18 protein-coding genes and 1 tRNA gene are annotated in these 23670 nt (G+C 49.8%); 2 read left to right on the top strand and 17 right to left on the bottom strand.

Annotation, left to right across the window (positions count from 1 at the left end):
* Nucleotides 1–3 precede the first annotated feature (3 nt).
* The 16 genes from AAC632_RS07700 to AAC632_RS07630 all read right to left on the bottom strand — a co-directional run bounded on the left by AAC632_RS07700 (nucleotide 4) and on the right by AAC632_RS07630 (nucleotide 20474).
* Entirely contained in the window at nucleotides 4–1098 is a 1095-nt protein-coding gene (locus tag AAC632_RS07700) for a phytanoyl-CoA dioxygenase family protein (RefSeq protein WP_340297153.1), read from the bottom strand.
* Nucleotides 1099–1162: 64 nt separating this feature from the next.
* The gene (locus tag AAC632_RS07695) at nucleotides 1163–2278 is read right to left on the bottom strand and encodes a polysaccharide pyruvyl transferase family protein (protein WP_340297155.1); all 1116 of its coding nucleotides are present in this window, start codon (nucleotides 2276–2278) and stop codon (nucleotides 1163–1165) included.
* Between the two features lie 66 nt (nucleotides 2279–2344).
* Nucleotides 2345–3259 carry a hypothetical protein gene (locus AAC632_RS07690; RefSeq protein ID WP_340297157.1) on the bottom strand — a complete coding sequence of 305 codons (915 nt, stop codon included), beginning with the start codon at nucleotides 3257–3259 and terminating at the stop codon, nucleotides 2345–2347.
* Between the two features lie 44 nt (nucleotides 3260–3303).
* Nucleotides 3304–3993, bottom strand: coding sequence for an acylneuraminate cytidylyltransferase family protein (locus tag AAC632_RS07685; protein ID WP_340297159.1), 690 nt, complete (start codon nucleotides 3991–3993; stop codon nucleotides 3304–3306).
* A gap of 15 nt (nucleotides 3994–4008) precedes the next feature.
* A complete protein-coding gene (locus AAC632_RS07680) occupies nucleotides 4009–6264 on the bottom strand; it encodes an N-acetylneuraminate synthase family protein (protein WP_340297161.1) in 2256 nt (751 codons plus the stop codon).
* Complete coding sequence (locus AAC632_RS07675) at nucleotides 6254–8257, bottom strand: ABC transporter ATP-binding protein (RefSeq protein WP_340297163.1); 2004 nt, start codon at nucleotides 8255–8257, stop codon at nucleotides 6254–6256. The genes AAC632_RS07680 and AAC632_RS07675 overlap by 11 nt, the downstream gene beginning before the upstream one ends.
* Before the next feature lie 448 nt (nucleotides 8258–8705).
* Complete coding sequence (locus AAC632_RS12230; RefSeq protein WP_445322688.1) at nucleotides 8706–9260, bottom strand: tyrosine-type recombinase/integrase; 555 nt, start codon at nucleotides 9258–9260, stop codon at nucleotides 8706–8708.
* A gap of 224 nt (nucleotides 9261–9484) precedes the next feature.
* Nucleotides 9485–10528: a glycosyltransferase gene (locus tag AAC632_RS07670; RefSeq protein WP_340297164.1), complete on the bottom strand. Its 1044-nt coding sequence runs from the start codon at nucleotides 10526–10528 to the stop codon at nucleotides 9485–9487.
* 741 nt (nucleotides 10529–11269) lie between these two features.
* A complete protein-coding gene (locus AAC632_RS07665) occupies nucleotides 11270–12460 on the bottom strand; it encodes a hybrid nucleoside-diphosphate sugar epimerase/sugar transferase (protein WP_340297165.1) in 1191 nt (396 codons plus the stop codon).
* 127 nt (nucleotides 12461–12587) lie between these two features.
* The gene (locus tag AAC632_RS07660) at nucleotides 12588–14792 is read right to left on the bottom strand and encodes an NADP-dependent isocitrate dehydrogenase (protein WP_340297166.1); all 2205 of its coding nucleotides are present in this window, start codon (nucleotides 14790–14792) and stop codon (nucleotides 12588–12590) included.
* 100 nt (nucleotides 14793–14892) lie between these two features.
* On the bottom strand, nucleotides 14893–15825 hold the full coding sequence (locus AAC632_RS07655) for an AEC family transporter (protein ID WP_340297167.1): 933 nt from the start codon (nucleotides 15823–15825) through the stop codon (nucleotides 14893–14895).
* A 3-nt stretch (nucleotides 15826–15828) separates the two neighbouring features.
* Complete coding sequence (locus AAC632_RS07650) at nucleotides 15829–16626, bottom strand: MBL fold metallo-hydrolase (RefSeq protein WP_340297168.1); 798 nt, start codon at nucleotides 16624–16626, stop codon at nucleotides 15829–15831.
* A gap of 4 nt (nucleotides 16627–16630) precedes the next feature.
* Nucleotides 16631–17461: a TatD family hydrolase gene (locus AAC632_RS07645; RefSeq protein WP_340297170.1), complete on the bottom strand. Its 831-nt coding sequence runs from the start codon at nucleotides 17459–17461 to the stop codon at nucleotides 16631–16633.
* Between the two features lie 65 nt (nucleotides 17462–17526).
* A complete protein-coding gene (locus AAC632_RS07640) occupies nucleotides 17527–18654 on the bottom strand; it encodes a DNA polymerase III subunit delta' (RefSeq protein ID WP_340297172.1) in 1128 nt (375 codons plus the stop codon).
* A complete protein-coding gene (tmk, locus tag AAC632_RS07635) occupies nucleotides 18651–19280 on the bottom strand; it encodes a dTMP kinase (protein WP_340297174.1) in 630 nt (209 codons plus the stop codon). Before tmk ends, AAC632_RS07640 begins: the two co-directional genes overlap by 4 nt.
* Nucleotides 19281–20474 (bottom strand): D-alanyl-D-alanine carboxypeptidase family protein, encoded by a 1194-nt coding sequence (locus tag AAC632_RS07630; protein WP_445322641.1) that lies wholly within the window; start codon nucleotides 20472–20474, stop codon nucleotides 19281–19283. It lies immediately after the preceding gene.
* Between the two features lie 434 nt (nucleotides 20475–20908).
* On the opposite strand from AAC632_RS07630, the gene AAC632_RS07625 reads away from it, so the two are divergent.
* Nucleotides 20909–20999 (top strand) — tRNA-Ser (locus AAC632_RS07625).
* Nucleotides 21000–21836: 837 nt separating this feature from the next.
* On the opposite strand, the gene AAC632_RS07620 is transcribed toward AAC632_RS07625, so the two are convergent.
* Nucleotides 21837–23000, bottom strand: coding sequence for a mandelate racemase/muconate lactonizing enzyme family protein (locus AAC632_RS07620; protein WP_340297176.1), 1164 nt, complete (start codon nucleotides 22998–23000; stop codon nucleotides 21837–21839).
* Nucleotides 23001–23130: 130 nt separating this feature from the next.
* Here AAC632_RS07620 and AAC632_RS07615 point away from each other — a divergent pair, with 130 nt between their 5' ends.
* Entirely contained in the window at nucleotides 23131–23628 is a 498-nt protein-coding gene (locus AAC632_RS07615) for a DinB family protein (RefSeq protein WP_340297177.1), read from the top strand.
* Nucleotides 23629–23670 lie beyond the last annotated feature (42 nt).

The following is a 23670-nucleotide window of genomic DNA, read 5'->3' as shown; positions in this document are numbered from 1 at the left end:
ACATTATTTAAAGTTATGAACTTTTATAGTTGGCCAATGAAAACTACCTGGAGGAACTGTTAAATAAAATTGATACATGCATCGGTAGCCACTTGCCTTCAATGGCCTGCCGCGATGTAAACATTTAGTATCACCAAAAACAATCGATCCAGCTGGTAGCTCGAAAACTTTACTTGAGCCATAAGTGCGCTCGATTAAATCAACGGGCAACCTTTGAGTACCATATGCTCTAACGGCAGCAGGTTTGGCTCCACTCAAATGGCTACCCAAAACCGCCTCGTGAGCGCCTGAGCGCTCGTCCACAGGAGTAAAAAAAGTAAACACTTTAATCCAGCTTAGCGCGTCCAGATCAAAATGCCATCCCTGAGCAGCGTCATGCTGACCCGGTGCCGCCTTGACCGGGTAGCTATACCAGAATTGATCCGAGCAAAGCGCCAAGCTTTTTTGTTGCATCAAGTAACATGAAATATCAAAGATAAGAGAGCGAACAGCGTGCGGATATAGGCTTTCTGAACCTTGGTTTACTTTGTGAAGATATTGCACAGCCTTGGCAGCTGCAGGAGTATCGGGCAAATATGCAGTATCAATTCCAGGTTGCACCAGACCGCTAAGGGTATATTCGATTTTTCGTGAAGCTTGCATGAAATTTTGCACGGCGTCATCAGATAGCTCAAATGGAGCAACAACATAGCCGAATTTTATAAAATCACCACGCATCCTACTTAAGCAACGTACATCAAAATTGTCAGCGGTATTTTTTTTAATTTCTCCATCAGCCAATACATTATGATACTTATCTATTATCTTTTCCTCTGAAATAAAGCACTCAGGGTAAAGAGTGCTCTTTACCTCATCATGCAAAATATTATCATACCTGAGATAAATATCATAAAAATATTCATTTAAATTTATATTTGGAAATTTGCTATTAACATATAAATTTATTGCTTTTAATTTATCCTTTCTTTGGCTCCTCAAGACACCCAGCGATAGAGATATCCTTATACGGCGTAGAACACGTGCAATCCAAGCTTCAATTGTGGAATTTCTGGCTTCAAGGCGCGACGTCAGCTTAATAAAGAAACCGTCAATACTCACGTGACTTACCTCCACTGGGTTCTACGACGTAGTGCAAATATAGGAGCATGGATGACCTCAACACTCATAAAGATAAAACGCGTCGTATTGAATCAAAATTTTTAACCGTTTCACAAAATACAGATTCTTGCGCACAAGAAATGGACGCATTCATGTCGTCTCGTGCACACTCAAGAGCAGATAAAAAGCCAATAATCTTAGAATTTAGTTCGGGGGATGTGATTTCTTCCCCCCACTCCGGGTGACCAATGTCATCAAGGAAAAACTTCATTTTATCATGACTTATAATGGAGAAAATTGGTTTTCGTAAGCCAAATGGGATCATCTGAGAGTGCCCACGCATTCCAACCACGGCATCCACTTCAGCATAAAATGCCATAATTTGATTTGGTGTCGATTGTGTTAAATCGATGATTTTATATCTTATGCCCTCAGCCCGTAAGAACGGTTCTATTTGTTGGTCAACTTTTTTATGTAAAGTGAGTAAAATCTCCCAGCCATTATCACATGCTGACTTAAGGGACAAAGCAAATTGGTTTAAATAGTGATCTGAAAAATGAGGTATTCTTAAATTGATACGATCAAAAGCCGCATTAACCGATAACACCTTTTTGTTCTTACCATAATGGTTCAATGAGTCGCGCCGATATTCAGGGAAAAGTTGCCAAATAATCGTTGTAGGACAAAACTGGCGGCAAAGCTTCGAAGACTGAGACCCTGATAAATATCGCTTAAGCGACTCTATGGATCCGTTATTTCGCAAGCTAAAAAATGATGACTTGGCAACCAATGCTCTTATGTTTTCTGTAAAGATTGAATCAAATTCTGGTTGCCCTCTAAATCTATTGTATCCAATCGCAAACGTAAAAAGTGGTATATCAAGAGCGTTAACCGCCGCCGTCTCGCAATTCCACTGCCAACCGCTGCGCGTAGAATCACTCCCAGCTTGATCACGCAACAATAGCCCCCCACCTCCTAATACAAGGCCATCGAAGAACTCGTTAACTCGTTGTGCATCCTCTAATGTGAACGGCTCCCAAGCTTGGCACAATTCCCACTCTACAGGACCAAGAAAATGCTCGAAAGTTTTCCGGACAACAGGAAAAAGCAACGTATCGCCAGCATTGTGGTTTAGCGAGTTGTGTATCCCAACATGAAGAATTCTAGGCTTATTAGGCACTGTACCTCACAAAAAGCTGTTACCTACGTTACGAATGCAGTTCATACGGCGACGGATAAATTAATACTAGATAGCGCGTTTACCTTGACCTGTATCGGTTCTGCTAAAAATGTCATGCGCGCGAGCCAAGACATCGAGCTCCTCCCATTTGAGACCTTTTGATGCTTCGGATTTGTGAAACCACAAATTGCCGTATATCTGGGTCCTCTGGGTAATTAGGTGGTCATAGTCCGCACGAACAGCGTGAAGAGTATTATCGCTCGGTGCAAATAGCACCATAGAATTATTTGCGTCTTGCACCTTGCAAGTGGCAGCCCAATCCCAAGGAACCCATGCGCGCTCAATATCTCTATTTGCCTCCCACAAAGCTTGAACATATTTACGAACTTTTTTAAATTTCATGTAGTGGGTATGGTAATTCAATAAATCTGAGTTGACCGTTGGGTTAATATTTACCATCCATGTGGCTGCCTTCTTTCTTATGTCGGGATGTGGACTTATTTCATATCCATCTAAATATTTTTGCACACCTCCATCGTAAATTACATTGGCGGTGATATTAAACTTTTTAGCGACTGCCTCATGAAATTCACTAGAGCCAAAAAAACTTTGAACTGCCGCCACTATTGGGGAATTAACCTGATAAAGGCGCATGACATACCCAAACCCTTCGCACGCGGTGTTCATATTTGGATTAATAATCTTATCGCGCCCAGTGCCCTTAGATTTTCTCCACGAAATGTAGTGATCGCTATCCGTGACACTACCTGGAAAATTGATCGACGCATAGCCTTGCGTTTCCAAGGCCTTGATAAGATCTTTGTCAGATCTTTGTGGACTCAGATATATGTCACATGATGAAATTAACTCGCTAAAATGCTCATCAGAAAAAACATTTTTTATCTCTACATGGGTAAAAGGCTCACAAGCAAATTTTTCTTTTTCAAGCTTTTCTATAATATAGTAAAAATCATAACTCATATTTATTCTCCATCACGATTGATGCACACAGACAGCTTCACTTTTCATCTGTTAGAAAGAAGAAGAGACGCCAACCAAAGATCGTCATGCCCGTTAATGTCAACGGAATGCTCAAAAGACATTTCATAACCTTTAGCACCCACAACATGAAAATTTTTTTCTGACATAAGCACTGCAGTTTTGGCAATAAAAATTGAGCCATTTACGGCATATAGTTCTCGCAATTCTTGCCGTTGAAGATTGATTTTGTCCGAGCACGCAACAAGCTCCATATTTTCACCATCAAAATAGCGCAAATTATTTAAATATTTTCCTGTCCTGACGATACTTACAACAGCCGGCGCGTCCTGAGCAAAAAGTAAATCAATGCTTCTGCAAATATCATGATTAGTTCTCAAAGGACTAGTTGGAAGGAGCATCAAAACAGCGGTTGGCGAATAGCCTTCATTGACGGAAAGCCAATCAACTGCATGAATTACTACATTAGTTGCATGAACATCATCAGCGGCAAGACTGGATGGCCGCAAAAATGGTACTTCAGCACCGAAAGCTTTAGCTACTTTGGCAATTTTTCTACAATCGGTAGAAACCACAACTCGATCTATACGGTCACAGGCCAATGCCGCCTCTATCGACCAAGCAATAAGCGGTTTCCCTCCAAAGCTTAACAAATTCTTTTGGGGGATTCCTTTAGAGCCAGATCTAGCAGGGATGATACAACAGACTTTTTTCATGTAATCTAGTATATTTTATAACTGAGGTCCATGAAAGTGGCGCTCTAATCTATCAAGCGCCACCCAAAAACCTTCCCCAGTATTGACATGTCCCTGCCAAATTTCAGGAATAAACGGTGCCGCTGGAGCCCACTTGTTTAAATCGGCGCAGATGCTAGAAAAGTCGATCTCTCCACAACCTATTTGCAATCCTTCCTCATGAAAGCCTGCAGCATCGACAATGTGTAAGTGAGCGATTTGTGGCCCCAATTTCGCAATATAATCGTGTAGAGAGTGATTAAAGTAATTACAAAAAAGCTTGGCATGTGATATATCCAGACATATGCGATGCCCCGATATATTACAAAAATCATGAATTTCCTGCGGATGCATAAATAGATTATGATATCGTTGTCCACCAAAATGCCACGGAAATGGTGGCATCGTCTGGATAATGATTTCGACATCATCTACGGCAACTTGATCCAACGCCTCTAGAACGCGCGAATATCGTACATCTTTTTGCTGTTTCGATAAAAAGCTATCACTACTGAAGCCACCTGCATTAACGACGATCAATGGGCGGTTAACGTTAGGAAAGAATTTAAGAAGGTTTATCGTGTGATCAATAACACGCTTCAGCTCCTTGATCGATCTATTTCTATAACTCGCGTTATCTGATGATAAATCCATAATATGGTCACCAGAAAACAACTCAGGGCTATGGACAATCAATTGCAAATCCAATGGCCCACTAAAATAATCGGATGGATCCAAATCAAGATCACGATAGCTTAAATGAAATTCTACCAAATCTAGGTTCACTAGTTTTGAGATATTTAATATATCATGATACCTTACAGGCACTCCCCACGGCCGATCAAAGTTATAGTCACGAGGCGCCACACTTTGACCTGAAATATCTGAATCAAAAAATGGCTCACCTGCTTTTATTTCTCTTGAAGCTATTATATTTACCAAATCTTTCAACCTTGAGGGCTGGATTCCCTTGCCCGGGCTGAATATCTCAATCTTATCGCGAGTAATTTTCTCGCCCAATTTTATATCTTTGGCGGCAACAAGGGACTTGGCCAAAACCTCACGGTTCAGACGCTCTCCTTGAGTAATAACGCGATCGCCCGACTGCCCGAGCGCAGCTTCAACGTTTCGAATGGATGAACACATTCGAGCAAATTCATCTGGCAGCAGGCTAACTTTGTGGTCGTTGCCTTCCATATCGCGATCTAGTGTCAAATGTTTTTCAATGATCTTTGCCCCCCGCGCTACGGCAGCGATGCACACTTCGTATCCTCGCTCATGGCCTGAATAACCCACAATTCCGTACGATAGAGCTTTAAGGCGATCCATATACAATAGATTGACATCTTCATACGGAGCTGGATATGCAGAGTTACATTGCAAAAAAGCGAATGATGCTCCATATGTTTGTAATAATTTAGCACTTTCTTGGATTTCAATCTCTTTAGACATTCCAGTGGAAACAAGAAGAGGTTTACCTGTTTTTGCCGCATCTTCTAGTAAAATGTGATTTGTGAGATCTGCAGATGAGATCTTAAAACCAGAGACACCATAATTATCTAGGGCTTTTAAGCTCTGTAAATCCCATGGAGTGCAGAGAGGAACAAGACCACATTCAGCTGCAAAATCCAACATTTCGAAAATATCATCGTTTGAAAGTTGATACCGGTCAAGTAAATCGAAAACATACTCAGCTCCAAGGTCGAAGCCATCGACACGACGGGTGTCACCATACAGGCACTGCATATCACGCATCTGAAATTTTACACAATTTGCGCCCGCCTCCGCAGCAGATTCAACAAGGCGTTTAGCTACATTGATACAGCCATTATGGTTGTTGCCTATTTCAGCAATTATAAAAGTTGGGCTATCAGGTGATATGAGGTGATCACCAAACGCTAACCCCCCTTCCGACTTCCATGCGATGGCTGAAATCTTACCCGCACTATCAACCAGAGGAATCCCAGAGACTTTATCCGAGAAATGATGCGAAATATGGAGTGGACTGTCATTTTCATTGCAAAAGAAACAATTGCGGTTGGCAATTACATGAACTGGGCTAGATAAATCAATATCCTGACCGCTCAAAACCCACCGACGAAAATCACCATCTGTAAAAGACGCAAGCAGTGCGCCGTTATCAGACAAACAAAAAACAATACGCCTTGAGTTACTATTTATTTTTTGCAGCGCATACTCAATTGAATCATTATAGTGAACAACATAAGGAAATATTTGTTTATCAAGTATCACTTTCTCTACGAGCCTCCCCACTCATTTTCAAAAACATCGGGTCGTTGCCCATTAAGTATTCGTAAGTGCCGTGACTGCGAATTCGACCATCTTCCAAAAAAATTATCGAGTCACAACTTCTTAACGTATTGAAACGATGAGCGATAATAACAATAGTTTTTTTGTTGCGTAGTGACAAAATGGAGTCCATCACAGCCGCTTCCGTAACTCCATCAAGAGCACTTGTAGCTTCATCAAATATAAGAAGATCTGGATTTGAGTATAAAGCTCTCGCTATGCCTATCCTCTGACGCTGTCCACCCGACAAGCTAACACCCCTCTCGCCGAGTGCACTCATGTATCCAAACGGCAAATCTTTTTCTATAAAGTCATGAATGTTAGCCAATTTAGCGCAATATTCCGCATAGTCTTTGTCAATATCCTCAAACGCGATACCAAACGCAATATTTTGATAAACCGATGTGTCTGAAATATATATATTTTGAGGTACATAACCCAACGACCTACGCCATTGGATAATATTCAAATGTCGCACACAAACGTCATCGATTAGTATCTGCCCAGATGTCGGCCTCATTAACCCAAGCAGTATATCCGCAAGTGTAGACTTACCAGCACCAGTCGAGCCGACTATCCCCACTGTTTCTCCATGGTTAATTTCAAAACTTACATTATTCAAAATTAGCTTTGATGATTTTTCATGCCGAAATGAAATGTCCAAAAAACTAATTCTATTTTTAAATTTTATGGTACTGTTTTCTTCATCATCTAAATCTCGCCTTCCCCGCAGACATTGCAGGTCTTCATATAAACTCGACATCGCAACACGACCGTAACGCACACTTGCCAATGCAGAGAAAATCGCCTGCAACGCTGGCTGTATCCGGTACGCAGCGAGGGCGTAAAGTCCGGAAAGAGGCAATACAGACGCTAGTGCGTTACTACTAAACCCCCCTGAAGTGATCATTAAAATAGTGATTAAAGATATAATCAAACCAAAACCTAGAAATTCAACTAAATATTTTGGGATTTGATTAAGTGTTGCACTTAGAGACTGGGTGATAGAAAGTTCATTTGAGGGCTGAACAAGACTATGCAAAAAGTATGTCTCGCGGCCTGTTGCTTTAGTTTCCTTTATACCACCAAATGCATCCGCCAACACAAGAAATCTTTTTTGATTAGCAATTACTCTTCTTTCACCAAGATTCGAAATTTGTTTTTTCATAATTAAAAATGCTGCAATGTAAAATCCCCCGAATAAGACTATACAGAGGGTAGCTATCAGCGGATGGACAATAAAAAGAAGGGCCAATATTGAGAACAACACACACGAATAAGCAATCATGTTGATAAATGGTTGCAGAACGAAGCTAGTTAATTGATCCACTTCTGAAACAATTGATTTCACCATGTCTGTACTGTTTCGCTCTACAAAGAATGTGTATGGCTGGTGAAGATAGGTCTTCAATAAAGAGATCGATATATTATGTCTGAGTTTTTCACTGTATCTTGAAATATAGTAATTCGTTATAACTCGATAAGCAGTAACAATTGAGAGGTTTAATAAAACCAACAATCCCATTACCACCAAGAAACCTTCCTCAGACTCGATACCCCAATAGCCTGCAACCCTAAAAAGTTGCGCAAGAACATGGTTGCTAACTATCAATTCCGGATCAGCGAGCACTGCAAGAAATGGCATAACCGAGGCCACTCCAACAGCTTCCAGTAATGCTAAAACAATCACAAGAAGGATCGCAATGGTTGCATTTTTTCGGCCACTCATCCCCAGAAAAAACCGAACTTCTTTTAAAATCTTTAGAGTGAACACCAATGGAACTGTCTTCTTGAAAAATTTACTATGCCAATAGCTAGGAGATAGCTGTAACCTGGATAGCGCCAGATGGGCCAACCAGTACCACAAAGGCTGTGGTGAGCGTATTATGGAATAGCTACCGCACGCGCGGTTGGTTAGCGCGATAGCTGACTGCATTGTTCAAACTCACTAGCCCCATATGAATGGAAGCCCACAACATTGAGGCTAGCTTGCGGTCACACTGCATCCCGAATCCACAAGTATTGCCGTTTTAAACATGACCTGTATTTATTCGCAATAACAGACTTATGTGACAGTGTGCCTCTGAATTGTTATTTATCACGCAACCAAAATTGTTGAACAATAAAAATTTTTTGCAATATAATTAAGATTTATTTTGTGATACTTTTTTAGCTTTATTATTGTTATTTGAAGTGGACCATTCTCAACGATCAAGTCGATTTCAATTTAAAGTCCGATCTGCTCTTAGGTTGAAATGGCTTGACGTGGGTCACGTGCTGACACCAAACGACAATTAAGACGAGGTAAACGTCACGGAAGCAGGTAGAACCAGTAGCAACGTTGAAATGCGACGTTTTTAACGACAGTTTCAAGTAGATGTATCCTACAGCCAAACATTTCGATTTGCTGCCTCAAGATAGCGAGCGACGCTCGATATGGACCGCCACCCCCCGGCGCGCATGATATCGGAACTGCTCCTGCCGAGTTTAAGAAGCTCTTGAGCAGCACCAACTCTTAAAGCGTGCCACGTATACTTGCAGGTTTCGCTTAAACCTATTTCAGATATTGCGCGGCGCAGGCTGCGCTGAACAGTGACCGGATCAAGTGCCCTATCAATCACACGCTCCCGAAATACAGGGCCAAATAAGAATTCATTATTTATGCTCTTTTCGAGCCATCTTAGAACCAGCCTGGAAGTCAACTCCGTTAGGTGTGCCCACCTTCCGCGCGCCATTCGGTCCATCTTGCTGCGCCGTATTAATAAGCGCCCAGCCCTTGGATCAGGGATTTGAACATCACTCACTCGAATACCGATAATTTCAGATCGACGTGCCAAAGCGTCGAACCCAACGGAAATCATAGTTGCGTCGCGCAAGTGCCTCACAGAGCGATGTGATAAAGCCACAATCGCATTTACGTTGTCACGTGTTAGACCCATTGACTGCTTCTGCGGCGCGATGGCTGAGCGTTGAGCGCGCCTAAGGGCAAGTTTTACCATCTCGCAATTTGTGGGATCGTGTATATCCAGTAAGCGGTGAATTTTTCCAATCGAGACTGCATATCTCCGGACAGTGGCCGGCGCCTTTGTGAGGGACTGATCATCTAAAAATTGGGACGAAGTGTTGTCGTTTCTGATCTAGCTTTCTGCGGGACACTGATCAATCATATCTGGCGGCCGTTCAGGCTGTCGAACAATTCAAGATAAGCATCAACGACACCATCTCTATCAAATTTCTCCGACAGTGTGGCTTGAGCTCCATCTGCAAGTTGCTGGCGAAGGCCAGGATCCTGTTGAAGCCGGAGCAGTGCAGCAGCCATTGCGCCAGGATCACTAAATGGCACCAACAGTGCGTCGCGGCCGTCTTCTGCATACCAATTCGGTCCGTCTGTCCGAGTAGCGACTGACGGTACACCGACGCGCCAAGCCTCAATGAGAGCATTACCAAGCGGCTCAGCTCGCGACGGTAAAACAAACGCGTCAGCCGCTCCAATCACCTCGGTCGGGTCATCTCTCCAACCCGCGAAGCGCACGCGATCAGACACCCCCAAATCCTCTGACTGCCACTTGAGAGCTTCTGCCTCAGGACCATCACCGACCAGCCACAAATAAGCGCCGGGGACGTGAGCAATTGCATCAATCAGAAGGTCGAAACCCTTCACGCGCGTGAAGCGGCCGGCGCCACAGACAACAAATGCACCATCGGGCGTGTCGAGCTCTCCGCGCGATATCGGAGACACAGAAACTGGTCGAGAGAAGTTAGAAATAATTGGAGCATCGCCATCCCAACCAATTCCGTCAATGTGTCGCGCTATGCTGGGGTTATTGCAAACTACTGCGTCAAGGCCTGCAAAGTGGCGCACGTGGCGGGGGTAATCTCCAAGCCTTACCACCTTAGCCGCCGGCACTGCGCGTGGTATCAAACGAGCAGCCGGAGCTCTCCACGCCATAATCGCGTCAGGCTTAAATTCTCTGATAGATCTGTGAAGGCGCCACAGATCGAACATACCCCTTGGTGTCCTCCTCAGGAACTGCCCCTCGACGACATCACCAAATTCTTCCAATTCGCTACGCCAAGCGCGTTTCGGTCGAATGGCAAATGCCTGATCGATGCCGCGCCCATGAAAGGCCTCAGACAGCGTCACGAAGAAGCGCTCAGTGCCGCCATCCGTCCCCGGTTGAATGTGGAATATCCTCTTAACGCTCACAAGAACCGCCCGAATTATTTATGACCACCGTCAACCGATAGAATAAATGCTCTACTTGCACCACTCAGGAATAACCGAGCGATACTCTGGGCAATACTCGCCCCAATCATACCACACATCCGTCGCTCCAATTGCGAAGTGGACTGCGACCCACGTGTCCCTCATTCTGCGATAGAGCGCCTCAGTGTGTGTGCCATCCATAAAATCCATAAAGTCAGAATTCGGGTCCCAATTGCGGCGATACCAAGGAGTGTCTCTGAGATCGATTGGAGCGCCACCCGGCCTCTGAGGAGCAAGAGACGCAAATGCTACGTCGCCTGAAACGCGCAAATCGTTGACAACGAACTCAATGGGCTGGCCAAGGTCCCACTCGACATGCGGGCGTATTGCATCCATCAGTGCAGACCGCGTCGCAGTGCCCCTCTCCGGCTCGTAGTAGCTTTGAGCTGCAGCAGTGCTCACGCACCAGTTCGCAACTACCAAAATTATCACAAAAATTATGCGCTCCACGTGACCCTCCCGAACATAATTTGGCCGCAACATGAGACGCCAATGCACGAAAATTTGCAACCTCTGGCTACGATCAACAGGCAAATGACACGCAGCAAATTTCACAAATGGATAAATATCCTGAGAAGTTGATTTTATTCCAAGAAAAGCGTTCCACGCGCGTGGCTGCGTTTTTGAAGTGTTTTTCAAATGTCACGAAACATCAGTTATCAAACACGCGCAAAATCAATCTCATTTCCCCACGCGATCGCCCTGCCCCGCCCCAAGGGCGGTTTGCAAGATCAACCGGATGTCCAAAATCAGACCGCGCAGCGCGATGTAGCGGGCATCCCATGAAACGAGGCGCGCGGGGTCGCTCATATCCACGCCCGCAACTTGGGCAAGACCTGAGATGCCAGGGCGAATGTGCAAAACACCCGCCTGACCGCGCAGGCGCACCAATTCCTCTTGCGTAGGCAGGCAGGGGCGTGGGCCAATAAGGCTCATATCACCCCAAAGCACGTTCCAAAGCTGCGGCAGCTCATCAAGTTTATATCGACGCAGCTTGCCCCCCAAGGGCGTGACGGCGGCGCTAGACACCTCATGCGTGCCCGCCTGTTTCGTGCCAACCGCCATGGTGCGGAATTTGTAGCAAGTGAAAACCTGCCCCCCACGGCCCACACGCGGTTGCGCGAAAATTGCAGCGCCATCGCCCTCTTTGCGGATCAACGCCCACAAGATCAGCATAGGCAGCGCGAATAGGATCAAGCCACCCACTGCAGCAGCTAAATCCATCACGCGGCTGACCGCGCGATAGGTGAGGTTGCCCCCCTGCCCGTCACTCAGCACAAGCTCACACCCGGCCGTCCGCGCGTGATGACACAGCCACTCCGCCAGCCGCGTCACGGACAGGGTCGGCTTCAGCGCTGAAATCGGGCCAAAGGCAAACCGCGCCAGAGGCGTGGGTAAGCGGTTTAGATGGCGCAACGCGCCTGCGAATGTCGCCCCATAAATCGCGGGCAGATAAAGATGCACGATATCCCCCCCCACCGCGTCAACTGCGGCAGCACCATCGCGTTTGCTTTGCGCATAGGCGGATCGGTTGGCTGCCTCCAAAGCATGGGTTGAGCTGACATTGATAAACCGCACGCCCGCATCCTGCGCCGCCTGCGCAAGCGTGGCTGCGAATTCGACATTGACGGCCTGATAGGCGCTCAGGCTTGCCCCCGCATCTGAATTCACCACCGCCAAATTGAGCAGCAGATCTGCCCCCAGCAGCGCCTGCGATAGGTTTGCATAATCCGACACCGCACACTCGGGGAATTTCGCCTGCAGCGCCTCAGGGGTACGGCCCAGCAGCATCACATCAGCCCCGCGCGCGCGCAATTCGGGCACCAGCATTTGCCCCACAAACCCGCTCGCCCCTGCAATGACAATGCGCATGGCATCTCCCCTCATGTTGCGCCATGTTCTGTCTGATTGGGGCCGATATGGAAAGCCCCAAAACAGAGAAAAGCCCCCCGAAACCACGGGGGGCTTTGCTAAATTATCACGCGAAGTGGCCTGTGCGTCAGGCGAAAATTGCGTTCATCGTGGCCGAAGGGCGCATGACGGCTGCAACCTTTGCGGGGTCTGCGTGGTAATAGCCGCCCAAATCCACAGCCGCACCGCGACCTGCGTGCAACTCGGCCAAAATCTGCGCCTCATGTTCTGCCAATGCTTTGGCGATTGGCGCGAATTCTGCGGCAAGCTTTGCATCCTCGCCTTGCGCGGCCAAGGCCTCGGCCCAGTAGCGCGCAAACCAGTAATGGCTGTCGCGGTTGTCAGGCTCGCCCACCTTGCGGCCAGGGCTGCGGTTATCGTCCAACACGCCTTGGGTCGCGGCCTCGACCGCTTCGCCCAAGATACGAGCTGCGGCATTGTTCTTTGTCTCCGCCAAGAACTTAAAGCTTTCACCAAGGGCGCAGAACTCGCCCAGACTGTCCCAACGCAGGTGGTTTTCACCTTGCAGCTGCTGAACATGTTTCGGGGCCGAGCCGCCTGCACCCGTCTCAAACAAACCACCGCCCTGCATCAGCTTTACAATCGACAGCATCTTGGCCGATGTCGCCAATTCAAGGATGGGGAAGAGATCGGTCAGGTAATCGCGCAACACATTGCCTGTGATGGCGATATGGTTCTTGCCTGCGCGGATAGTCTCTAGGGCTTTACGGGTCGCTTCACGCGGCGCCATAATCGCGAATTTATCGGCCACACCGCGCGCTTCCAAAATCGGGCGCACATAGGCAATCAATTCCGCATCATGGGCGCGGGTTTCATCCAACCAAAACACCGCCTCGCAGCCTTCAGCGCGCTGACGATCAATCGCCAAATTCACCCAATCCTCAATCGGTGCTTTGCGTGCAGAGGCCGAACGCCAAATATCACCCGCTTCAACAGAATGTTCATGGATCACTGTGCCATCTTCCAAGATCATCCGAACCATGCCTTTTGCGGCAATTTCGAATGTGGTTGGGTGGCTGCCATATTCTTCGGCCTTTTGCGCCATCAGGCCAATATTCTGCACCGTGCCGCAGGTGGCGGGATCAAGCTTGCCCGTTTCTTTGAAATACTTGATCGTCTCGTCATAGACGGGCGCGTAAGAATTATCAGGGATCACACAGACCGCATCATGTTCCTTGCCATCTGGCCCCCAGCCTTTGCCACCTGCACGGATCAGCGCGGGCATGGATGCGTCAACAATCACATCCGAGGGGACATGCAAATTGGTGATGCCGCGATCACTGTCGACCATATACATAGGCGGGCGCGCTGCCATGCAAGCGTCAATCGCCGCTTTGATATCGGCCTCACCTGCAATGCGGGTCAAGAGATCACCCAAACCCGAATTGGGGTTGACGCCAAGTGCCGCCAAACGATCCCCAAATTGTTCAAAGACGGGCGCAAGATAGGCTTTGACCGCGTGACCAAAGATAATCGGGTCAGAGACCTTCATCATTGTGGCCTTCATATGCAGCGAGAACAGCACTCCATCTTTCTTCGTTTGTTCAATCTCTGCCGCCAGAAAATCGCTCAGCGCCGCAGCACTCATGAAGGTCGCATCGACAACCGTGCCCGCGGGGTAGCTGGCTGCATCCTTCAACACAGTCTCAGTGCCATCTTCCGCAACGTGAACGATGCGCGCGGTTGCTGCATCTTTCAGCGTGACCGATGTTTCATTGCTGCGGAAATCGCCGCCCGACATGGCCGCAACGCGGGTTTTGCTGTCCTTCGTCCACTCGCCCATGCGATGTGGGTTGGCCTGCGCATAGGCCTTCACGGCTTTGGCCGCGCGGCGGTCTGAATTCCCTTCACGCAAGACAGGGTTCACAGCAGAGCCTTTGATCGCGTCATATTTCGCGCGCGCGTCTTTTTCCGCATCAGTTTTTGGATTTTCTGGATAATCAGGGATGGCATAGCCCTGCCCCTGCAATTCTTTGATTGCGCCTTGCAATTGCGGCACAGAGGCCGAGATATTTGGCAGCTTGATCACATTGGCATCCGCCGTTTTGACCAATTCCCCCAAGGCGGCCAGATCATCAGTTTGGCGCTGATCGGCGGGCAATTGATCGGCAAATGCCGCCAAAATGCGCCCTGCCAACGAAATGTCGCGCGTGCCAACCGAGACACCCGCCGCCCGCGCAAAGCGCGCGATGATCGGCAAAAGCGAAGCCGAGGCAAGTTCAGGCGCTTCGTCAACTTTGGTATAGATGATGTCTGGGGTCTGGTCGGTCATAGCTTTGGTTCCTTAGGGAGGATGATTTCGGCATTCCATAGTATACAATTGAGCAAATGGGAAGCGTGAAGGTTGCCGCAGCACAAAATTTACAAGGGCCTCACCCGAGGATGATCAGCCAAATTGATGAGGTCAAAACTGTCACGCCCGTGCCAACCAAAACCGAACTGGCCGCAACGCGCCGCCCTGCTCCATACATATTGGCAAACAGATAGGCATTGGCGCCTGGGGCCATCGCGGCGGTGATGACCACAGATTTCAGATCATCACTGGGAATATGCAAAATCTGCGATCCCATCATCCACCCAATTGCGGGATGCACAATCAGCGACAGGATCAAGACCATCGCGATCACCCGAACCTCGCCCTCAGGGCGATAACGATAGAGCACCCCACCCAAGCCAAACAGCGCGGTTGGCAGGGCTGCACGGGCCAAAAGGCCAATCCCATCCTCAACAACAACGGGCATGCCAAGCCCGATGAAATTCACAACAAACCCCGCCCCAATGGCCAAGGTCAGCGCATTGCGCGACAGCGCGCCCCCCACGGCAAGGGCCAAGATATGCGGGGCCACGCGGCCCGCCTTGACCCCCTCCATTGCGGTCACGCCCACCAGATAACAAAACGGGGCATGCAGCGCGACAATGGCAAAATTCCCTGCAAGGCTATCGGGGCCATAAGCGCGCTCCATGATCGGCAGGCCCAACAGCACGGAATTGGCGAACATGGCCACAAACCCAATCGCCACCGCATCTGTCCAAACCCGTCCAAAGATGACGCGCGCCCCGAGCATGCCCAAAAGGAACACAAGGATTGAGCCAGAATAATAGCTCAGCAGCAGCGGGAAATGGAAATCTTGGCTCAGATCAAGCCGCGCAATCGCCAAAAATAGCAGCGCAGGAATCGCAATCCCTTGTGAAAACTTCATGAGAAGGTCAACGCCTGCTTCAGAAAACAAGCCGCGCCAGACCATCACATAGCCAAAGCCAATGACGATAAAGACGGGCAAGACAACTTCGAGAAGGGCGGACATCCTCTAAATATCCAAACTGATGCGCAGCCCATCATAGGCGGGCGAGATATGCGAAGGCAATTCATCGCAAAGCGTTTGATAGTCCAAATCTAAATGCATATTGGTCAAGATTGCGCGGCGCGGGCGGGCGCGGGCAATCCAATCTAGGCTTTGCTCAAGATGCGCGTGGCTTGGGTGGGGCGTGCGGCGCAGCGCGTCCAAAATCCAACAATCCAAACCCGATAGCATCTCCCAGGCAGGCGCAGGAATGTCCGAGACATCAGGCAAATAGACCACGTCACCGATGCGAAACCCTTTCGCCATGATGCGCCCATGTTCCACATCGAATGGCTTCAGCGTCACAGGCCCGCCTGCCCCCGTCACCACAATCTCACCCTCAATCGGGTTCAGCGTCAGGATCGGTGGATAATCCGACCCTTCGAGCTGCACAAAGGCATAGCTAAAGCGAGACAAGAGATCGCTGGCCGTGGCTGCATCTGCCCAAATATTGAGGCGGGATTTCATGTTGAAGACGATCATGCGCAGATCATCCAAACCATGCACGTGATCCGCGTGTGAATGGGTGTAAACCACCCCATCCAGCGCGCCCACATCTGCATCCAATAGCTGGGCGCGCATGTCAGGCGAGGTATCAATCAAGACCCGCGTTGTGCCGCCCTCGCCCAAACGCTCCACCAAAAGCGAGCAGCGGCGGCGGCGGTTCTTGGGTTCACGCGGATCACAGGCCCCCCAATTGCCTCCCAAACGCGGCACCCCGCCTGATGAGCCGCAGCCAAGTATAGTATAACGCAGCTTGCCCATAACCCTAAACGCCCCCCTGCCATTGGGCGGCCTTGGAAAACAGTCTGTCAAAATTCGCACTGGTTGCAGCGGCGAATTCGGCAAGGCTGATGCCAAAGATATCCGCCCCAACATGCGCGGTCAGGGCTGTATAGCTTGGCTCATTGCGCCGTCCGCGGTGCGGTGGCGGGGCCAAATAGGGACTGTCGGTTTCAACCAAAATCCGATCAAGGGACGCTTCGGCAAAAATGGCGCGCAACTCGCCCGATTTTGGGAAGGCCGCTATGCCGGACATTGAAAGATAAAACCCCAAATCCAATGCCGCGCGCGCCAATTCAGCCGAAGAGCTGAAACAATGCATCACGCAGGAATAAGGGCCGTTTGCATATTCTTCGCGCAGGATATGCGCCATATCCTCATCTGCGGCGCGGGCATGGATGATCAAGGGCAGCCCTGTCTCGCGCGCGGCATCAATATGGATGCGCAAACTGTCTTTTTGCGCCTCTGCGCTATCGGCGGTGTAGTGATAATCCAGACCCGTCTCACCTATGCCAACGAATTTTGGATGCGCTGCAAGGGCCACTAAATCCTCAACCGTGACGGGCGGTTGATCGGCCACGCTCATCGGATGAAGGCCCGCAGCCCAGAACACGGGCGCATGGCTTTCGGCAATGCTGCGCACCTGTGGAACATTGCCCATTTTGGTGCAAATCGTCACCATACGGGACACACCCGCCTCCACAGCCCGCGCCACGACATCGCCCAATTCGCCTTCAAAATCGGGAAAATCCAGATGGCAATGGCTGTCGACCAATTGCGGGGTGGCATCATAGGAGGGGGTCACGCGGTCACTCATGGGCTAAAAGATCAGTCTCGCAGATTATGGCGCAGCAAGGGGGGTGATGCGCCCCTCCAGGAGGATCACGCCATCACACGCGGTGCCGCTTTTTCGATGCTTATGATCATATCAAGGATCAAAGCGGCAGGGTCAAGGTTCACCGCGCGCCCCTGTCTTGCCTTGGCGGATAAACGATCCGCAAGATCGGCCCATCCCCGACCCTCATGGGGGCTTGGCGAAAGGCGCGCCAAAATTGCCCCCTCGCCCGTGACAATGTCGGGAGGCAGTGCGCCAGTTACCCCCACACGAGCCAAGCGCGCCAACAACCGATCCAACAGCGCAAGCATCAGATCGAACTGCGCTTCGCCTGCTTTGCCCGTGACCTGCTCGGAGAGGGCCATCGCTTGGGCGCGATCCAATCGCGGCAATGTGCCAATCAGCGAAACCAAAGCGCCGTAAAGCGCCAAACCGCCCCCCTCAATCATCTGCGCGGCCACCCCAACCGATCCATTGGCCAATTCAACCACCGCGCGCGGGTCGTCCACCGCCACATCAATGCTTTGCATGGCTTGGGCCATCTCATCCGCCCCAAGCGGGTTAAGACGCAACGTGCGGCAACGCGAGCGGATTGTGGGCAGAAGCTTCGCGGGTTGATGCGCAACCAAAAGCAAAATCGCATCCTCAGGCGGTTCTTCAAGCAGTTTGAGCAATGCATTAGCCGCGTTGCGGTTCATCTCATCCACCGCATCAACAATCACCACACGCCGCCCGCCATCTACGGCGGAAAGTCCAAAAAATTGGTTCAGGCGGCGCACTTCATCCACGGTAATTTCGGCGGAGAGCTTCTTGGTTTTTTCATTCCATCCGCGCCGCACCAGCAAAACCCGTGGCTCGGACAGCGCCCGCAAACGCCGTGCCACGGCTCCCTGAGGATCAGTGACGAAGCCCTGCGGATCAGGCGGCATGCCGAACAAAGCCGCCCCTGCGTCATTGGGGCTGTTCAATAAATGCTCCGCCGCTTTCCACGCGAATGTAGCCTTACCAACGCCCTTTGGCCCCGTAATCAGCCACGCGTGATGCATCCGATCTGAGACGAGCGCCGCACAAAACTCGGTCACGGCGGCGGCGTGACCAATCAGTTGCGGGGCATGGCGCGGATGCGGCAGACCCTCGGCGGCATCCGCCTCTGGCAGGAGATCATCATCCTTCATAACCGCGCCTCTACGATCCGCGCGATATCCTGTGCAATCGCCTCGGGCACTTGATTGGCATCAACCATTGCGCAGCGGTCAGGAAAATCGCGGGCAAGCGCCTGAAACCCAGACCGCAGCCGCTCTTGAAAGGGCAGCCCCATGTCCTCGAACCGATCTTCGCCCGATTGCCGCGCCAACCCACGCGCCAACGCCACAGTGGGATCCATATCCAATATCAAGGTCAGGTCAGGCTCCACCCCGATCACACGGGCATGGATATCATCGACAAGATCGCGCAAATCGCCACGCGCAGCCCCCTGATAGACACGGGTGGAGTCCGCAAATCGATCACAAATCACCACGGCCCCACGGGCAAGCGCAGGCGCAATCGTGCGCTCAAGGTGATCACGGCGCGCGGCAGAAAAAAGCAAGATCTCCGTTTCGGGCGACCAGCGATCTGGATCCCCCTCGACCAACAGCTTGCGAATATCCTCTGCCCCCGCCGCACCGCCAGGTTCGCGTGTCTCAATCACATCACGGCCAAGGCCGCGCAGATGCGCCGCCAAAAGGCGGCTTTGCGTGGATTTTCCCGCCCCATCTATACCTTCAAGACTGATAAACAGCCCGCCTGCCGCGCCCGACATTCAATTATCACTCAGGCTAGACACCTGACCCATCACGGCCGCCATGGCGCGCGAAGTTGAAGCCCCCAAACGCCCCATTATGCCTGCCTGCGCCACATCAGTGGCGGCAATCAAGGGAACTGTTGTCGGCGCAAGCCCCTCAACCGCGATGTGCAGCTCACCCAAAGGCGTGCCCGCTGCGATCGGCGCGGGAATAGGGCCAGACAGCGTAACCTCCGCCTCAAGCAACCCGCCCGTGACCGTCAATTGCGGCAAGAGCATCCGCACATCATCGGCTACTGTCAAAGGCACAGTTGGCGTTTCGCCCAAGAACACAGGCGCCTGCGCCAAAATATCCCCCGCAGCGATCACATCGCGCTCGACAAATTGGCGAAAGGCCCAATTGACGATCCGCTCCGCCTCGCCAGCGCGAGCATCCGCCGTAGGCAAACCCGAAATCACAAAGGTCACGCGGCGATCGCCTTGCACGGCAGAGCCGACCAAACCATAGCCTGCCTCCTCGGTATGGCCCGTTTTCAGACCATCAGCCCCGATGCCCAATCCCAAAATCGGGTTGCGGTTAAAACGATTGTCAGGCGCGCGGTTGTCGAAGGGAAATTCACGCTCGTTGAAATAGTGATAATATTGTGGAAACGCGGTGATCAGACGCTCGGCCAAAATGCCCAGATCGAGCATCGACATCACATGCCCGGCCGCGGGCCAGCCGCTGGCGTTGCGAAAGGTTGCCGTCTCCATCCCCAATTGCCGTGCGCGTTCTGTCATCAGCGCGGCAAATCCTGCCTCAGTGCCATCAGGGCTAAGCGCCTCAGCCAAAACCACCGTTGCGTCATTGCCAGACAGAACAACAATCCCGCGGATCAAATCCTCGACCCGAACGCGGTCGGTGGTGTTGAGAAACATGGTTGAGCCACCAAAGGACATGGCATGCTCTGACACGGGCAGTGCGGTGTCCAACGTGAGGCGCCCATCTTCCAGCGCCTCAAACGTCATGTTCAACGTCATCAGCTTGGACATCGAGGCAGGCGGCAATGGCACATCCGCATTCAGCGCGAACAGAACCTGCCCTGAATTGTGATCCACCACATAGGCCGATCCTGCCTGTGTCTCAAACCCTTGGGCCTTGACCGCCTGAGGCAGCAAAATTCCCAAAGCCAAGGCCAAACTGCAGCCAAAACTGCCGAGTGTCTTTGCCAATGTCACGCCCATTCCCCACCTGTCACTCGACCCGCAGGGCTTGGCTGCGGGTTCAATTGGTTACAAAATACGCATCTTGAAACTCAAGACCGCGTGCAACGTCCAGATTATTGGCCAGCTCCGCACTTGTCGAGGCAGGGCCGACCACCATCCGCCAAAAAACGGCGGCCATTGGAGGTCTGATCATTGATGGTGGGCTGCAATCCAGAATTTCGCAAGGCCTGGGCGGTTTGATTTGCATTTTCTTGCAGCGCGCATTGCCAAATTACACAAAACTCTGCTGAAAGTACGTTGTCGCAGCGAGCGGAAGGATTCATGTAATCGTGGGGGCAGAGGCAACTTGAAAATCAGTGCCACATAATTTTTATCATTGAAAAATTCACAATCCGGCACCCCTTCCAGAATCGCCCTCCAAGGGCTATCTCGCTTAAGTCGGAGGAGTGGCAGAGTGGTTTAATGCACCGGTCTTGAAAACCGACGTACGTCAAAAGCGTACCGTGGGTTCGAATCCCACCTCCTCCGCCATTACACCCAAAATAGTAGCTGACTTATTAGATTATCAACTGCGTTGAATAAAAAAGTTATTATGTCCTCCGCAAAGATTAACCGATAAACGGGGCTAGTTGCTTGGATGCAAATGCTGTCACCAAGCTTACTAGCAATGTGTCACCTTCGATGCAGCGTCATCGCGTTTGGTATGGGCCACCGGCCCAAAAATACAGATACAACAGTGGATATTCCTGCCTTTACGATCTATAATTGTTAGAGAACGTCCGAGACCCAACGCACGGAGATAACAATGAGATCCATAACGGCTTTCGCCATTGGAGCGTTAGTAACACTGGCGGCCAACGCTGTGTCAGCCTGCCCAGATTACTCACAATTGGGGCGTGAAAGCTATAACGTCAGCGGAAATCAACTCTACCAACCACAGTTTTTTAATGTAGTCGCCGGGGGAGAAAACTATCTGCAAAACTGCAGACACATAAACCCCAGAACGGACCGAGGGCCAGGCTATTTCACAACTGCGCCAGACTTCACCTTCGATCTAAGGGGTATGAGAGGCTATGAACTTCACATTAGCGTAGTGAGCCAATGTGACTCGGCGCTGCTTATAAACACAGGAAGTGCAAACTGGTACTACGATGACGATGACAATGGAAACATGGACCCAAAAATCACCCTTACATATCCATCAGACGGGTACTTGGACATTTGGGTTGGTACCTATGACGGGCAATATTGTGATGCCACTTTGCGCCTAGAAACTTTTTGATAGGTCTTTGAAGAGGGAAATTTCTCTGGTTTTTGTCCTTTTCACCGCATTCTCTTAGGTTCCTCTAATTAAACTAAGGGGGGATTTCATATGGAGTATTTCCTTATGATTTCCGGGTCAGGCTCAACACCAATTCCTGGAGAACTAGGGACAGTTACGTAGCCTTGATTTGTTTTCACTTGACCTAAAACATCGAGCGGTTCTTTCAATAACTCGTCACGGAAGTGATTGTGCGTTGTGTCCAACTCCAGCATTGGTTCCCATTGGTGCATACCACCTGGCATGACTGGCATAGCTGCAAGAAGCTGTAAGTTTGTTGATACAGCTATTGCTGATCCCCACACATGATTAATGACGGGGGTGAAATAGGCGTGGCATAGGGCTAGAACGCGTAGATATTCAGAAATACCGCCTAGAGCACAGACTTCAGGTTGGGCAATATCAAGACCACGGTTTTCTAAAATAGTCCGCCAACCCCAGCGGTTAAATTCTGCCTCACCGCCCGATATGTTTACCGAAAGGCCTTGACGTAATTCGCGATAGCCATCCAGGTCCTCAGGAGCGACAGGTTCCTCGAACCAGTATGCACCCATTTCCTCTAGCGCCCTACCTACATAAAACGCATCAGAGGTTGTATAGCAGTGGTTGGCATCAACCATAAACTGGCCTGTTGTGCCCACTCCTTCTGCAACGGCGGCGCAAAGCTCTACATCGGCCTTAGCTCCGAGCCCAACTTTCATTTTAGTGGCGTGGAAGCCCATTGAAAGTATACGGGATGCCTCGTCCTTGAAGCGCGATTTATGATCAGCAACACTTTCGCGTTTTAGCATCATGCCATAACCGTAGGCTTTTATACTACTGCGATGCGCCCCGCCGATCAACTTATGCACAGGTAAGCCAGCGACCTTACCTGCAATGTCCCATAGGGCTATATCTACGCCTGAAAGGGCCTGTAGAGGCATACCCTTTTGGCCATGATCTCTCAGTAAATTGTAAACTTTGTGCCAAATAACATCACGATCCAATGGATCAGACCCCAAGATCATTGGTTGGATGACTAATTCCACAATGCCTTTATTTGCGAGTGCAATGTTCCCCGCACCAAAGCACTCGCCCCATCCGGTTACTCCTTCATCGGTTTGCACCTCAACCAAGTGCGCACTTCGCTTTGAGTAGAATTGTTGGGAATATCCAAGGTCTTCTGGCAGTTCATATTGTAAAACATGGCTTTTTACTTTGGTTATTTTCATAATTGCCTTCGTCTCAAAAATAGGCCCACACTCACAACAGTAACCCACAGCTTGGTCAAGCGAGGTCGCGGGTGCGATTAACCGATAATTGCGACTATAAAGTCAAATATAAACAAAAAGGAATTATTTGATGATTACGCCTCAATTCTGTGAACAAATGGCCCGTTACAACAGTTGGCAAAATACCAACATCCACTCAAGCCTAAGTGCCTGTTCTCATGAAGTTTTAACTGTTGATCGTGGCGCCTTCTTCGGGTCAATACTTGGCACTCTTAATCACCTTCTTTGGGGTGATCAAATTTGGATGTCGCGCTTTGACGATGGCGAAGGTCCAAAAGCGTCCGTTGATCAAAGCGCGGAACTTACAAAAACGTTTGGAGATTGGAATGAAGAGCGTGAAAAATTAGACCAGCGCATCATGAAATGGGTTTGTGATTTAACTCAGATTACCCTTGAGGAAGAACTCATCTGGTTCTCACGAGTTTATCAAAAAGAGATAAGGATAAATAAGTCTCTTGCGATTGTTCACATGTTCAATCATCAGACCCATCACAGAGGCCAAATCCACTCGATGATGACTGCCATAGGAATTGAAACGCTGCCGACAGATATCATTGCCATGCCATAATAATTCAGATTTTTTATGGTCGTTTTCGTTCTATCGATTGAG

The sequence above is a fragment of the Roseobacter sp. HKCC-CH-9351 genome (assembly GCF_037830295.1).
Classification (GTDB): domain Bacteria; phylum Pseudomonadota; class Alphaproteobacteria; order Rhodobacterales; family Rhodobacteraceae; genus M30B80.
This window is presented reverse-complemented; position numbering and strand designations above follow the sequence as displayed.

What these genes read in the sequence shown, in the direction of transcription:
- AAC632_RS07665 (WP_340297165.1), bottom strand. Translation starts at nt 12,460, where the DNA reads ATGCGCATTGTCATTGCAGGGGCGAGCGGGTTTGTGGGGCAAATGCTG.
- AAC632_RS12230 (WP_445322688.1), bottom strand. Translation starts at nt 9,260, where the DNA reads ATGGGTCTAACACGTGACAACGTAAATGCGATTGTGGCTTTATCACAT.
- AAC632_RS07620 (WP_340297176.1), bottom strand. Translation starts at nt 23,000, where the DNA reads ATGAAAATAACCAAAGTAAAAAGCCATGTTTTACAATATGAACTGCCA.
- AAC632_RS07655 (WP_340297167.1), bottom strand. Translation starts at nt 15,825, where the DNA reads ATGTCCGCCCTTCTCGAAGTTGTCTTGCCCGTCTTTATCGTCATTGGC.
- AAC632_RS07660 (WP_340297166.1), bottom strand. Translation starts at nt 14,792, where the DNA reads ATGACCGACCAGACCCCAGACATCATCTATACCAAAGTTGACGAAGCG.
- AAC632_RS07640 (WP_340297172.1), bottom strand. Translation starts at nt 18,654, where the DNA reads ATGAAGGATGATGATCTCCTGCCAGAGGCGGATGCCGCCGAGGGTCTG.
- AAC632_RS07645 (WP_340297170.1), bottom strand. Translation starts at nt 17,461, where the DNA reads ATGAGTGACCGCGTGACCCCCTCCTATGATGCCACCCCGCAATTGGTC.
- tmk (WP_340297174.1), bottom strand. Translation starts at nt 19,280, where the DNA reads ATGTCGGGCGCGGCAGGCGGGCTGTTTATCAGTCTTGAAGGTATAGAT.
- AAC632_RS07690 (WP_340297157.1), bottom strand. Translation starts at nt 3,259, where the DNA reads ATGAGTTATGATTTTTACTATATTATAGAAAAGCTTGAAAAAGAAAAA.
- AAC632_RS07685 (WP_340297159.1), bottom strand. Translation starts at nt 3,993, where the DNA reads ATGAAAAAAGTCTGTTGTATCATCCCTGCTAGATCTGGCTCTAAAGGA.
- AAC632_RS07675 (WP_340297163.1), bottom strand. Translation starts at nt 8,257, where the DNA reads ATGCAGTCAGCTATCGCGCTAACCAACCGCGCGTGCGGTAGCTATTCC.
- AAC632_RS07650 (WP_340297168.1), bottom strand. Translation starts at nt 16,626, where the DNA reads ATGGGCAAGCTGCGTTATACTATACTTGGCTGCGGCTCATCAGGCGGG.
- AAC632_RS07615 (WP_340297177.1), top strand. Translation starts at nt 23,131, where the DNA reads ATGATTACGCCTCAATTCTGTGAACAAATGGCCCGTTACAACAGTTGG.